This is a genomic window from Streptomyces sp. NPDC058985 (genome assembly GCF_042740985.1).
Lineage (GTDB): Bacteria > Actinomycetota > Actinomycetes > Streptomycetales > Streptomycetaceae > Streptomyces.
Window position 1 is genome coordinate 26,117 of sequence record NZ_JBHYJX010000049.1, and the last position, 12,949, is coordinate 39,065.

Annotated in this window: 11 protein-coding genes; 5 read left to right on the forward strand and 6 right to left on the reverse strand. The window is 73.1% G+C overall.

The window, feature by feature from the left end:
• Positions 1–9: 9 nt before the first annotated feature.
• From ACFW01_RS31715 to ACFW01_RS31740, 6 genes are all read right to left on the reverse strand, one after another.
• Positions 10–1,308: a YeeE/YedE family protein gene (locus tag ACFW01_RS31715; RefSeq protein WP_234959927.1), complete on the reverse strand. Its 1,299-nt coding sequence runs from the start codon at positions 1,306–1,308 to the stop codon at positions 10–12.
• A gap of 262 nt (positions 1,309–1,570) precedes the next feature.
• Positions 1,571–3,472 carry a molecular chaperone HtpG gene (gene htpG / locus ACFW01_RS31720; protein WP_234959926.1) on the reverse strand — a complete coding sequence of 634 codons (1,902 nt, stop codon included), beginning with the start codon at positions 3,470–3,472 and terminating at the stop codon, positions 1,571–1,573.
• Positions 3,473–3,846: 374 nt separating this feature from the next.
• Positions 3,847–3,969 carry a hypothetical protein gene (locus ACFW01_RS31725; RefSeq protein ID WP_384509389.1) on the reverse strand — a complete coding sequence of 41 codons (123 nt, stop codon included), beginning with the start codon at positions 3,967–3,969 and terminating at the stop codon, positions 3,847–3,849.
• A gap of 90 nt (positions 3,970–4,059) precedes the next feature.
• Complete coding sequence (locus ACFW01_RS31730) at positions 4,060–5,040, reverse strand: TAXI family TRAP transporter solute-binding subunit (protein ID WP_384509392.1); 981 nt, start codon at positions 5,038–5,040, stop codon at positions 4,060–4,062.
• A gap of 106 nt (positions 5,041–5,146) precedes the next feature.
• A complete protein-coding gene (locus tag ACFW01_RS31735) occupies positions 5,147–6,586 on the reverse strand; it encodes a sensor histidine kinase (protein WP_384509395.1) in 1,440 nt (479 codons plus the stop codon).
• A 12-nt stretch (positions 6,587–6,598) separates the two neighbouring features.
• Positions 6,599–7,258 carry a response regulator transcription factor gene (locus tag ACFW01_RS31740; RefSeq protein WP_122617815.1) on the reverse strand — a complete coding sequence of 220 codons (660 nt, stop codon included), beginning with the start codon at positions 7,256–7,258 and terminating at the stop codon, positions 6,599–6,601.
• 246 nt (positions 7,259–7,504) lie between these two features.
• Here ACFW01_RS31740 and ACFW01_RS31745 point away from each other — a divergent pair, with 246 nt between their 5' ends.
• The 5 genes from ACFW01_RS31745 to ACFW01_RS31765 all read left to right on the forward strand — a co-directional run bounded on the left by ACFW01_RS31745 (position 7,505) and on the right by ACFW01_RS31765 (position 12,861).
• Positions 7,505–8,527, forward strand: coding sequence for an amidohydrolase family protein (locus ACFW01_RS31745; protein ID WP_384509398.1), 1,023 nt, complete (start codon positions 7,505–7,507; stop codon positions 8,525–8,527).
• 1 nt (position 8,528) lies between these two features.
• Positions 8,529–9,446 (forward strand): amidohydrolase family protein, encoded by a 918-nt coding sequence (locus tag ACFW01_RS31750; protein WP_384509402.1) that lies wholly within the window; start codon positions 8,529–8,531, stop codon positions 9,444–9,446.
• Between the two features lie 43 nt (positions 9,447–9,489).
• On the forward strand, positions 9,490–10,848 hold the full coding sequence (locus tag ACFW01_RS31755; protein WP_384509405.1) for an MFS transporter: 1,359 nt from the start codon (positions 9,490–9,492) through the stop codon (positions 10,846–10,848).
• 150 nt (positions 10,849–10,998) lie between these two features.
• A complete protein-coding gene (locus tag ACFW01_RS31760) occupies positions 10,999–11,874 on the forward strand; it encodes an SGNH/GDSL hydrolase family protein (RefSeq protein ID WP_384509408.1) in 876 nt (291 codons plus the stop codon).
• A 30-nt stretch (positions 11,875–11,904) separates the two neighbouring features.
• Complete coding sequence (locus ACFW01_RS31765; protein ID WP_234959918.1) at positions 11,905–12,861, forward strand: DJ-1/PfpI family protein; 957 nt, start codon at positions 11,905–11,907, stop codon at positions 12,859–12,861.
• Positions 12,862–12,949: the final 88 nt, after the last annotated feature.

Consider the following 12,949-nt stretch of genomic DNA (forward strand, 5'->3'; position numbering starts at 1 on the left):
CTTCCCCGTTCAGCAGACGCCGTCGCCCGGCTTGGGGTTGCCCAGGCCGAACAGGGGGCGCAGCTTCAGACCGACCCAGGTGCCCGCCAGGGCGAAGGCGCCCCACAGCCATCCGCTGAGGCTGCCCGAGGCGATGCCCGCCAGGTAGGCGCCGATGTTGCAGCCGCCGGCCAGCCGGGCGCCGATGCCCATCAGCACGCCGCCGAGCACCGCGGCTACCGCCGTGCGCCAGGGGATGCCCCGGTGCAGCGCCCAGGTGCCGCCGACCGCGGCGGCGACGGCCGCGCCGATCATGATGCCGATGTCGGTGAGGCTGGTCTTGTCGGCGAGGACCGGGCCCGCGAGCATCTCGGCGTTGCCGGGCTGCCGCCACCAGGTCCAGTTCTCCGGGTGCCCGCCGAGCGCGCCCACCAGTTCCGACCCCCACAGGCTGAACGCGCTGGTGACGCCCCAGGCGCCGCCGGAGACCAGCAGGACACCCGCGCCCAGCACCGCCAGGACGAGAGCACCGGCGGCCAGCGGCCAGGAGCCCCGGACGGCCCGCAGGGCGGCGCCGCGCGCCGAGGGCACGGTGCCCAGGGGCGGCGGGTTCCGGCGGGCCTGGACGCGCCGGGTGACCAGCACCACGAGGAGCAGCGCCCCGATGGTCACGGCCCAGGAGCCGGACCAGCCGATGTGGTCGGAGAGCACGACGGGTTCCCAGGCCGGGAGGTCCTTCCACAGGTCGAACTGCCAGGCGGCCAGCGTGGCGCCCGCGACGAAGCCGCCGAGGGTCAGCACGATCGACGTCTGTCCCGAGCCGACGGCGAAGAGGGTGCCCGAGGCACAGGCGCCGCCGAGCTGCATGCCGATCGCGAAGAGCGCCGAGCCGGCGAACAGACCGACGCCGATCGGTCCGGCGGACGGGGCCGGCTGGGAGCCGAACAGCCCGGTTCCAGCGCCGATGACCAGCGCGAACAGGGTGGCCGTGGTGCCGAGCAGCAGGGCGTGGGCGCGCAGCCCGGCGCCGTTGCCGACGGCGATCAGCTGCCGCCAGGCCGAGGTGAAGCCGAACCGGGAGTGGAAGAGGGCCACCCCCAGACCGAGGCCCAGCAGGAGCAGCACGCCGGGCTTGGCTCCGTGCGCGGACCACACGTAGGCCGTCAGGGCGGTGGCGAGCAGCCCGGACACCACGAGGGGCGTGCGCCGCACCGGCGGCAGGGGCGGCGCCGCGGGCCGGGCGGAGGAGGTGGGAGCGGGGGCGAAGAGGGAGGTGGACGCGCGCGGCGGCGCCGCCGGGGGCGACCCGGCTGGGGGTGCGGTGGTCACGGAAGATCTCCGGGGTGGTGCACGGGGACGGCGGGCGGGCTGGCGGAGGCGGCGCGGATCGTCCGGCCGGTCCGGGATCAGCGGCGACAGAGGCCGTCGTCGACGCACCACGCCGAGCACGCGAAGAGCGCGAGGCACAGCAGCGGAGCCGAGGCAGACATGCGTGCGAATATACGGACCGGGGCGCTCCGGATGCCATGCCGTCTCGCCATGCGGATGGCGGGCGGCAGGCGTGCCGGAACGCCCCGGGCCGCGTGCGCCGCTAGACGGTGCGCTCCAGGCGGTCCGCCATCAGCTGCACGAAGCGGGCGGGTTCCTTCGGCCGGCCGCCCTCGGCCAGCACCGCGAGGGTGTGCAGCAGTTCCGCGGTCTCGGTGAGTTCCGTACGGTCCTGCCGGTCGGCGTAGGCCCGGTTGAGGGTCTTCACCAGCTGGTGCTCGGGGTTGAGCTCCAGGATCCGCTTGGCCTCGGGGACCTCCTGGCCCATCGCCCGGTACATGTTCTCCAGGGCGGGCGTGAGTTCGCCCGAGTCGGAGACGACGCAGGCCGGCGAGACCGTCAGCCGGGAGGAGAGGCGGACCTCCTTGACGTCCTCGCCCAGGTGCTCCGTCATCCAGCCGAGCAGCCCGGCGTACTCCTCGCCCTGCTTCTCCTTCTCGGCCCCGCTCTTCTCCTCCTCGGTGCCGGACAGGTCGATGTCGCCCTTGGCGACCGAGCGCAGCGCCTTGCCCTCGTACTCCCCCACCGCGTCGACCCAGACCTCGTCGACGGGGTCGGTGAGCAGCAGGACCTCGACGCCCTTGGCCCGGAACGCCTCCATGTGCGGGGAGTTCTCGATGGCCCGCCGGGACTCGCCCGTCATGAAGTAGATGTCGTCCTGGCCGTCCTTCATCCGCTCCACGTAGCTCTTGAGCGTGGTCGGCGCTTCGGCGTCGTGCGTGGTCGCGAACGAGCAGGCGGCGAGGATCGCGTCCCTGTTCTCGGAGTCGGTGACCAGCCCCTCCTTCAGCACCGCCCCGAACTCCCGCCAGAACGTGGCGTAGCGGTCCGGCGCGGACGTCCCGAGGTCCTTGACGGTGGCGAGGACCTTCTTGGTCAGCCGCCGCTGGATCATGCGGATGTGGCGGTCCTGCTGGAGGATCTCGCGCGAGACGTTGAGCGAGAGGTCCTGGGCGTCGACGACGCCCTTGACGAAGCGGAGGTAGGGCGGCAGCAGTTCCTCGCAGTCCTCCATGATGAAGACGCGCTTCACATAGAGCTGGACGCCGCGCTGGTAGCCCCGGGTGGACAGGTCGTGCGGGGCGTGCGAGGGGATGAAGAGGAGGGCCTGGTACTCGAAGGTGCCCTCGGCCTGGAGCCGGATCGTCTCCAGCGGGTCCCGCCAGTCGTGGCCGATGTGCTTGTACAGCTCGTGGTACTCCTCGTCGGAGACCTCGTCGCGCGGGCGCGCCCACAGGGCCTTCATCGAGTTGAGCGTCTCGGGCTCCCGGTCCTCGGCGGTGTCCTCGCCCGGCTCCGGAAGCAGGCGGACCGGCCAGGTGATGAAGTCGGAGTACCGCTTGACGATCTCCCTGATCTTCCAGGCGGAGGTGTAGTCGTGGAGCTGGTCGTCGGAGTCGGCCGGCTTGAGGTGCAGGGTGACGGCGGTGCCCTGCGGGGCCTCGTCGAGCCGCTCCAGGGTGTACGTGCCCTCGCCGCGCGAGGTCCAGCGGGTGCCCTGGGTCTCGCCGGCGTGCCGGGTGACCAGGGTGACCTCGTCCGCGACCATGAAGCCCGAGTAGAAGCCGACGCCGAACTGGCCGATCAGTCCGTCGGCCCCGGCGGCGTCCTGAGCGTCGCGCAGCTCCTGGAGGAACTTGGCGGTGCCCGAGTTGGCGATGGTCCCGATCAGCTGGGTGACCTCGTCGTACGACATGCCGATGCCGTTGTCCCGCACGGTCAGCGTGCGGGCGTCCTTGTCGATCTCCAACTCGACGTGCAGGTCGCTCACGTCGGCGCCGGGGGCGTCGTCGCGCAGCGCGGCGAGGCGCAGCTTGTCCAGCGCGTCCGAGGCGTTGGAGACGAGCTCGCGCAGGAAGACATCCTTGTTCGAGTAGACGGAGTGAATCATCAGCTGGAGGAGCTGACGTGCCTCTACCTGGAACTCAAACGTTTCGGTCGTCATGGCTGGTGAGTACCTCACAGGTCCGTCGTGCCACTGGCGGAAGTCACTCTAGAACAGCGCGGGGGCCGTGTCCGGGCCGGTCACACGTCCTCCGGTACGACGGCCTCCGTGAGCCGGTCCCTCAGGGCCCGGGGCGGGTTCAGCCGCAGCACCCGCTCGGCCTTGCCCGCTTGGGTCGGTGCTACGGCCCGGCGCCGTCCCCATGGCCCGTGGAGGCTCTGGCGGCGGAGGCGCACGGCAGGGCTGTGCTCCGCTCGACCTCAAGTGGTCCTGCGGTGCCTCCCCGTTCTGTTGCTGGGGCGAACGGCACCTGGAGCCCGTACGCCCCCTCTCCGAGGCCCGTGGCGAGCACTTCGGCCTGGCCTCGCCGGAGGTCACCAGCGTGCAGTAGCAGCAGTAGCAGAACCGGTCGTCGGGTGTTCCCGGAAGAGGCCGAGGAGAGCGGCGCGGGCCGCGCGGTGTACGGCGTCGGCGAGTTCGGCCTCGGTGGGCGGCATGGTGCGGCTCCCGGTTCGGAGGGTGCGGGCGGCGGTGCGGGCGTGGCTTCGGGGAGCGTAACGACCGGCACCGACAACGGAGCTGCGCCGTCAGCCGTGCAACGACCGGTACGCGGCCACCGCCCCCTCGTGCAGCGGCACGCTCCCCGTGCCGATCAGGCTGCGCACGTCCAGGAACTGGGCGCCGACCGCGTGGTCGGGCACGAACTCGGGGGCGCGCCGGACCAGGAGGCGGGTGAGGGCGCCGGCCACGGCGGGGTCCAGGTCCGGGCGGCACACCAGCAGGTTGGAGACGCCGACGGTGGCGACGCCGGCCGAGGAGCGGTACGCGCTCTGCGGCAGGGTCACCTCATCCAGACCCGAGGCGGCCATGCCGTCCCGCCCGCCGAGGCCGGGCAGCAGGCCGGCGAGCGGGAGGAAGCGCAGGCCGGGGTCGCGGTCGAGGTCGGAGAGGGTGGGCAGCGGCACGCCGCCGGCCACGAGCAGGCCGACGACGGAGCCGGTCCGCAGCGCCTCGGCCGCGTCGGCCAGCCGCAGGTGCCGTACCGGGACGTCGGTGCCGGGTGCCAGACCGGCGGCGCGCAGCAGACGGTCGCCGAGCAGGGCCGCGCCGGAGCCGACGGCGCCGAGCGAGACCGGGTGCCCGGCGAGGTCGGCCACCGCGCGCACCGGGGCGTCGGCGCGCACGGCCAGCTGGAGGTAGGTCTCGTAGACCCGGCCGATCGCTCTCAGGGGCACGGGGCGCGGGAAGAGACCGGTGCCCTGGGCGGCCCGCGCGGTGTCGGTCAGGACGAGGCCGAGGTCGGCATGGCCGTCCCGGAGCAGTTCGATGTTGGTGATGCTCCCGGCGGTGGTGCGCACGCGGCAGCGCAGACCGGAGCCGGCCGCATCCAACTGGGCGGCGAGGAGCCGCCCGAACGCGGCGTAGAAGGCGTTCGGCTCACCCGTGGCCAGCCGCAGCACCCCCCTCGGACCGGACCCGCCGACCGCACCGTCCGCCGCGACCAGCCCGCCGAGCGCTGCGCCGGCGACCGTGCCCAGGGCGGCACGCAGAGCGGCACGCCGGTTCATCGGGGACCTCCTTCGGACTGAGCGGGCGGCACGGCGGCACACGCCCGCAGGTTCCTGGGCCGCACGACCGCCGCCCCCGGGCGGCCGTCCACCAGCGGATCCCGGTTCACTGCGGGCCTCCTTCGATGTCCGCCCGGGGTACGACCGCACGTGCCCGCAGGCCACGGGGCTGGGCCGGGGTCAGTTCCAGGCGGCCGGTGCGGCCCGTGAGGAGCTGTTCGGCGATGGGGAGTCCGAGGCCCGTGCCGGATGTCCCGGTCTGCCGGGACGAGCGCCAGAAGCGGGTGGTGGCGCGGGCGATCTCCTCGGCCCGCAGGCCGGGGCCGTCGTCCGTGACGGTGACGGCCGCGTACGGGCCCTGAACGGCGCAGCGCACCCGGACCCGGGCGCCGTCGCCCGCGTATTTGATCGCGTTGTCCAGCAGGATGTCCGTCACCTGGGCCAGCTCCCGGTCCGTGCAGGCCGCCGGCACGGGTTCGGGGGCCTCGGCGGTCAGCCGGACCCCGGCGCGCCGTGCGACCGGCTCCCACAGCCGGTACTGGGTCAGTGTGACCTCGGCCGCGTCGCACCGGGCGCCCGAGCCGTCGGTCACGGTCAGTTCCCCGGCCCGGTGCTCGGCGGTGGCGAGGGCCAGCATGTCGTCGAGGAGGGTCTGCAGCCGGTCCAGTTCGGTGTCGACGCCGGTGTAGGTGCGCTCGCCCGAGGGCCGCAGGTGGGTGTGGAGGGCGTCGACCCGCAGCCGGAGCGCGGCCATGGGGTTGCGCATCTGGTGCGAGGTGTCGGCGACCAGCCGCCGCTGCTGTTCCAGGGCCGCGGTGACGGTGCGGGCCATGCGGTTGAACCCGGTCGCCAGCTGGCGCAGCTCGGGCGGCCCGCCGACGGAGGCGGAGCCGCGCCGGCCCGGCGGGGCCACGGGCGGGGTGTGCTCGGGCGGGAGTCCCGCGGCCAGCTCGCCGACGGCGCGGTCGAGGCGGCGCAGCGGACTGACCACCCACCGGGTCGCGGCGCGGGCCAGGACCGTGCAGCCGAGGGCGACCAGCGCCGTGCCGGCCAGCACGGCGGCCCAGCGCCGGGTGACGTCCTGAGCGGCCGTGGTGACGTCGGCGCGCAGCACCACGGCGCCGGAGACCTGGGTCCCGGTCCCCGCCGGTTCCGCGAACATCCGGGGCCCCCGGGACCAGGGGCGCAGGGCGCTGCCCGGGTGCGCGGTCTGGTTGCGCAGGGCGGCGTCGACCATCCGGGCCACGGCGGGATCGGCGGCGCGCATGCCGCCGGTCTGCACGACGGGGTGCCCGCGGGTGTCGGTGACGACGAGGGGCTCGCCGTAGAGCCGGGTGTAGCGCACGGCCTCGGCGGTGATGGCCGAGGTGTCGCCGGTGCCCGCCGCCCGGTCCATGAGCGAGGCGAAGCGGTCCAGGTCGGAGCTGCGGGCGAGGACCAGCTGCTGGGTGCGGTCGGAGGCGGTGAACAGCAGCAGCGGCACGGCGAACGCGGCCACCGCGAGCACGCCGAACAGCAGCAGCACCGTCTGCACGCGGGTCCGCACGGGCCGGCCCCGTCAGTCGCCGAGCCGGAAGCCGAAGCCCCGGATCGTGCTGAGCAGCCGCGGTCGGCCGAGCTTGGCGCGCAGCTGGGTGAGGTGGACGTCCAGGGACCGGGAGACGGCGTGGTAGGCGTCGCCCCACACCTCGTCCAGGACCTGCTCGCGGCTGACCGCGGTCCCGGCCCGGCGGGCCAGTACGGCGAGGATGTCGAACTCCTTGGCGGTCAGTTCGACCTCCTCGCCGCCGACCCGGACCTGCCGGGCGTCGAGAGCCACCTCCAGGTCCCCGACGCGCACCGTCCTGGCGGCGGGCGGCGCCTGTGCGGCGGCGCGCCGGGTGACGGCCTCGATACGGGCGAGCAGCTCGGTGAGGCGCACCGGTTTGACGAGGTAGTCGTCGGCGCCGAGCCGCAGCCCGCGCACCACCGAGCGCTCGTCGCCGCGCGCGGTCAGCACCACCACGGACAGGTCACTGACAGCCCGCAGCCGACGCAGCACCTCCAGGCCGTCGACGTCGGGCAGGCCGAGGTCGAGGAGGAGCAGGTCGGAGCTGCGGTGGTAGGTCAGCACGTCCTGGCCGCGGGTGACCCGCCGGGTGATGTGGCCGTGGTCGTACAGGACCTCCACGAGCGCGCCCGCGACCCCGTCGTCGTCCTCGGCCAGCAGTATGTGCATCCTGCCGTCTCCCTCCGGCGGCGTCGGCGCCGATGCCGCCCGCGTCCGGGAACTGGTGTCGGAATATCCCGGTCCGAATGTAGACCACGCCCGGCGGTGCGTTTCGCCTGGTCCGCAGGGTGGACGGCGATGGCGTCCCGCTCTGTTAAGGCGAGGTTAGTTCTGTGTCCGGTCGTCTCCCGGCCCTCGCATGGCCGGGGAGAGGCTGCCGCGGTCGACGACGACCCGACCCGGAGGACCCAGCCCATGATCATCGACTGTCACGGTCACTACACCACGGCTCCGCCCGCGCTGGCCGCGTGGCGGGAGCGGCAGATCGCCGGTCTCGCCGGCCCGGCGGCGCTCTCGCCCCCGGCCCCGGAGATCGGCGACGACGCACTGCGCGAGAGCGTCGAGCCGAACCAGTTGCGGACGATGGACGAGCGCGGCATCGACGTGACCGTCTTCTCCCCCAGGGCGTCGTTCATGGCGCACCACGTGGGTGACTTCCGCACGTCCGCCGCGTGGGCGGCGCTCTGCAACGAGCTGTGCCACCGCGTCGCCGGGCTCTACCCCGGGCGCCTCGCGCCCGCCGCCATGCTGCCGCAGTCGCCCGGCGTCGACCCGGCCACCTGCGTCCCCGAGCTGACACGCTGCGTGGAGGAGTACGGCGCGGTCGCGGTGAACCTCAACCCCGACCCCTCCGGCGGCCACTGGTCCGCTCCCCCGCTCACCGACCGCTCCTGGTACCCGCTCTACGAGAAGCTGGCCGAGTACGACGTACCGGCGATGATCCACGTCAGCACCAGCGTGAACCCGGCCTTCCACACCACCGGCGCGCACTATCTCAACGCGGACACCACGGCGTTCATGCAGCTGGTGCAGGGTGACCTGTTCGCGGACTTCCCGACCCTGAAGCTGGTCATCCCGCACGGCGGCGGGTCCGTGCCCTACCACTGGGGCCGGTTCCGGGGCCTGGCCGTGGCGCTCGGGAAGCCGCCGCTGGAGGAGCACCTCCTCGGCAACGTCTTCTTCGACACCTGCGTCTACCACCAGGCGGGCATCGACCTGCTGCTGGACGTGGTCCCCGCCCGCAACGTGCTGTTCGCCTCCGAGATGATCGGCGCGGTGCGGGACGTCGACCCGCGCACCGGCCACCACTTCGACGACACCCGCCGCTACGTCGAATCGTCCGCGCTGCCCGCGGAGCAGGTCGCCGCCGTCCAAGAGCACAACGCGCGCGCCGTGTACCCACGCCTCGACGCGCTGCTGAAGCGGCAGGGGCGCTGACATGGCCGACCTCGCCCCGAAGACCCCAGGCTGGCTGGACTGGCACCCCGACCCGTCCCCGCCCGCCTTCCGGCTGCCGCCCGGCACGGTCGACGCGCACTGCCATGTCTTCGGCCCGCAGGCCGAGTTCCCCTTCGCCCCGGGCCGCAAGTACACCCCCTGCGACGCCGGCAAGGACCAGCTCTTCGCGCTCCGCGACCACCTGGGCATCGACCGTACGGTGATCGTGCAGGCCACCTGCCACGGCGCCGACAACAGCGCCATGCTGGACGCCGTGCGGTCGAGCGGCGGACGGGCCCGCGGGGTCGCGACCGTGCGGCCGGACATCGGCGACGCCGAGCTGCGGGCGCTGCACGCGGCCGGCGTGCGCGGGGTGCGGTTCAACTTCGTGCGCCGCCTGGTCGACACCTCGCCGAAGGACGAACTGCGCGCGATCGCACGGCGGATCGCCCCGCTGGGCTGGCACGTCGTCCTCTACTTCGAGGCCGCCGACCTGCCCGAGCTGGAGGGCTTCTTCGCGTCGCTGCCCACGCCGCTCGTGGTGGACCACATGGGACGCCCGGACGTGACGCGGCCGGTTGACGGGCCCGGGTTCACGCGCTTCCTGCGCTTCACCGAGCGCAACGACGTATGGGTCAAGGTGTCCTGCCCGGAGCGGCTGAGCGTGACCGGGCCTCCCGCCCTCGACGGTGAGCGGGAGCCGTACGCCGATGTCGTGCCCCACGCCCGGCGCGTCGTCGAGGAGTTCGGCGACCGCGTGCTGTGGGGCACCGACTGGCCGCACCCGAACCTCGCCGGCCACATGCCCGACGACGGGCTCCTCGTCGACCACGTGCGGCGGGTGGCCGTCACCGAGGAGCAGCGGCACCGGCTGCTGGTCGACAACCCGGCCCGCCTGTACTGGCCCGGCGAGCGGTGAACCGCCCGGTGCCCTCCCCGACCTTCTCGACAAGGACCCCGCCATGCCACATGCCAACGCCCTGAACCGCCTGGACCGGCTGCCGGTCTCCCGGTTCCACAAAGTCACCCTGCTCGCCGTGTCGTTCGCGTACTTCTTCGAGTTCGCGGACATCAACACCTTCGCCACCACCGCCCCGAAACTCGTCGACCTGTGGGGCATCACGGTCGACCAGATCGCCTACGTCACCTCGCTGTCGTTCGTCGGCATGTTCCTCGGCTCGGTCGTCGCTGGGGCCGTCGCCGACCGCCTGGGCCGGAAACGGACCCTGCTGCTGACGACGCTGTTCTTCGGTGTCTTCTCCTTCGCCTCGGCGTTCGCCTGGGACCTGGTGTCGCTGACCGTCTTCCGGGTGCTGACCTCGGCCGGCCTGGCGGCGATGACCGTGGTCGCCGTCATCTACGTCAACGAGATGTACCCGTCGGCCGTCCGCGGCAAGTACCAGGCGTACGCCATCGTCATCGGCATCTGCGGCACCCCGGTCACCAATCTCGTCGCCAGCGCGGTGGTGCCGCTCGGCGACTGGACCTGGCGCCTGGTCTACCTGTGGGGTTCCCTCGGCATCCTGCTCGTCCTGTTCACCCGGCACCTGGCCGAGTCGCCCCGCTGGCACGAGAGCCGGGGCGACCACGAGAGCGCGGAGGCGGTGCTGCGCGACATCGAGTCCCGGGTGGCCGCCGAGCACGGTCCGCTGCCCGAGCCCGCGCCCCCGGTCGAGGAGGAGCCCGTGACCAGGGCACCGCTGCGGCTGCTGCTCCAGCGCAAGTACCTGTACCCGACGCTGCTGCTCACGGTCCTGTGGGTCACCCAGACCATCGGCTTCTTCGGCTATTCGAGCTGGGCGCCGACCCTGCTGGCCAAGGAGGGCTTCAGTGTCGAGAAGTCCGTCTTCTACGTGGCGCTGACCACCGTCGGTGCCCCGCTCGGCTCCTATCTGGCGGCGCTGGTGACCGACCGGTTCGAGCGCAAGTGGTGCCTGGCCGCCTTCGGCACGCTGATCGCGCTGTGCGGGCTGCTGTACGGCCTGACGTTCAACCCGGTGCTCATCATCGTGTTCGGCTTCCTGGTGAACCTCTTCGAACGCGGTTACACCGCCCTCGGGTACGCCTACTCGCCCGAGCTGTTCGACACACGCGGCCGGTCGCTCGGGACGAGCGTCTCCTACGGCCTGGGCCGGCTGTCGAACGCGGCGGGGCCGCTGATCGTGGCGGCGCTCTACAACGCCCACGGCTACCGGAGCGTCTTCTACTTCATCGCCGGCACCTGGCTGGTCGGCGCCGTGGCGCTGAGCGTCTTCGGACCCCGGACACGGCGGGCCCGGCTCGCGGCGCCGGACCGGAAGCGGGACGCCGTGCCCGGCTGAGGCGGCGTCGGACGGCGCGGCGGTTCCACTGCAAGAAGTTCTGTCAGCAGCGTTGACTTGGAGTCAACACCACTGCACATTACTTAAAAGTAGAACCGCCCAGTAACCACCGGCCGCACTCCGCACTCCGCACTCCAGAAGAGGGAGCACATGCCGAAGCATGCTCTGCGCCGTGTCATGACTGCGACAACCGCTGCGGTCGGTGTGCTGGCCCTCGGCCTCGCCGACGCCACCGCGCACGCCACCACCCCCACCCTCGACTACGTGGCCCTCGGCGACAGTTACAGCGCCGGCTCCGGGGTCCTGCCCATCGACCCCGCCAACCTGCTCTGCCTGCGCTCGACGGCGAACTACCCCCACGTCATCGCCGACGCGACCGGCGCCCGCCTCAAGGACGTCACCTGCGGCGCCGCGCAGACCTCCCACTTCACCCAGGCCCAGTACCCCGGTGTCGCCCCCCAGGTGAACGCGCTGAGCGCCGGCACGGACCTGGTCACCCTGACCATCGGCGGCAACGACAACAGCACGTTCATCAACGCCATCACGGCCTGCGGCTCCGCGGGCGTCCTCAGCGGCGGCAAGGGCAGCCCCTGCAAGGACAAGAACGGCACGTCCTTCGACGACCAGATCGAGAACAACACCTACCCCGCACTCAAGGCGGCGCTGCGCGAGGTCATGGCGGCGGCTCCCAACGCCCGGGTGGCCGCCCTGGGTTACCCCTGGATCACCCCGGCCGCAGCCGACCCGTCCTGCTTCGTGAAGCTGCCGATCGCCGCCGGGGACGTGCCCTACCTGCGGGGCATCCAGGCCCACCTCAACGACGTGGTCGAACGCGCCGCGGAGGAGACCGGCGCGACCTTCGTCGACTTCGCCGCCGTCTCCGAGGGCCACGACGCGTGCCAAGCCCCCGGCACCCGGTGGATCGAGCCGCTCCTCTTCGGCCACAGCCTCGTCCCCGTGCATCCCAACGCGCTCGGTGAGCGGCGGATGGCCGAGCACACCATGGACGCCCTCGGCCTGGGCTGATTCCCCCCGCGCCCCGCGTACGCTGGGCGCGTGCCGTCCTCCCGCCTGCGCCGCGTCGCCGTCCTCGTGCTCGAAGGGGCGAAGCCGCTCGACGTCGGCATTCCGGCGCAGGTGTTCACGACGCGCGCGAGCATGCCGTACGAGGTCCGGGTGTGCGGCGCGGCGCCCGGCCTCGTCACCGGCGGTGACGGCCTGTCGTACCACGTGGCCCACGGCCTGGACGCGCCGGCGTGGGCCGACGTGGTCTTCATCCCCGGCTACCGGTCCCCCGACCGCGACGACCCACCGCCGGCCGTCGTCGAGGCGCTGACCGAGGCCCACGAGCGGGGCGCGCGGCTGGCCGCCATCTCCACCGGCGCCTTCGCGCTGGCCGCCACGGGACTGCTCGACGGCCGGCGTGCCACGACGCACTGGCACTACACACGGGCACTCGCCCGCAAGCATCCCCGGGTGCGGGTCGACGAGAACGTGCTCTTCGTGGACGAGGGCAGCGTGCTCACCTCGGCCGGCGCCGCCTCCGGCATCGACCTGTGCCTGCACATCCTGCGCGGCGACCTCGGGGTGGCCGCGTCGAACCACGTCGCCCGGCGCCTCGTCGCGGCCCCCTACCGCAGCGGCGGCCAGGCGCAGTACGTGCCGCGCAGCGTGCCCGAGCCGCTGGGCGAGCGGTTCGCGGCGACCCGCGAGTGGGCGCTGCGCCGCCTCGGCGAGCCGCTCACCCTGGAGGCCCTGGCCCGGCACGCCGCGGTGTCGGCGCGCACCCTCTCCCGGCGCTTCGTCGAGGACACGGGCTACACGCCGATGCAGTGGGTGCTGCGGGCCCGCATCGACATGGCCCGTGAGCTGCTGGAACGCTCGGAGCGCGGGGTGGAGCAGATCGCCGTGGACGTCGGCCTCGGGACCGGCGCCAATCTGCGCCTGCACTTCCAGCACATCCTCGGCACCACCCCCAGCGAGTACCGGCGCACCTTCGCCCGCGGCGACTGACCGCCCCCTCCCAGAGACCCTGGCGCGATCCTTTCGAACCGTGGCACTCACGCCGCTGCCGTCGGCGGACGCGGCGCGCGAGCCTGGT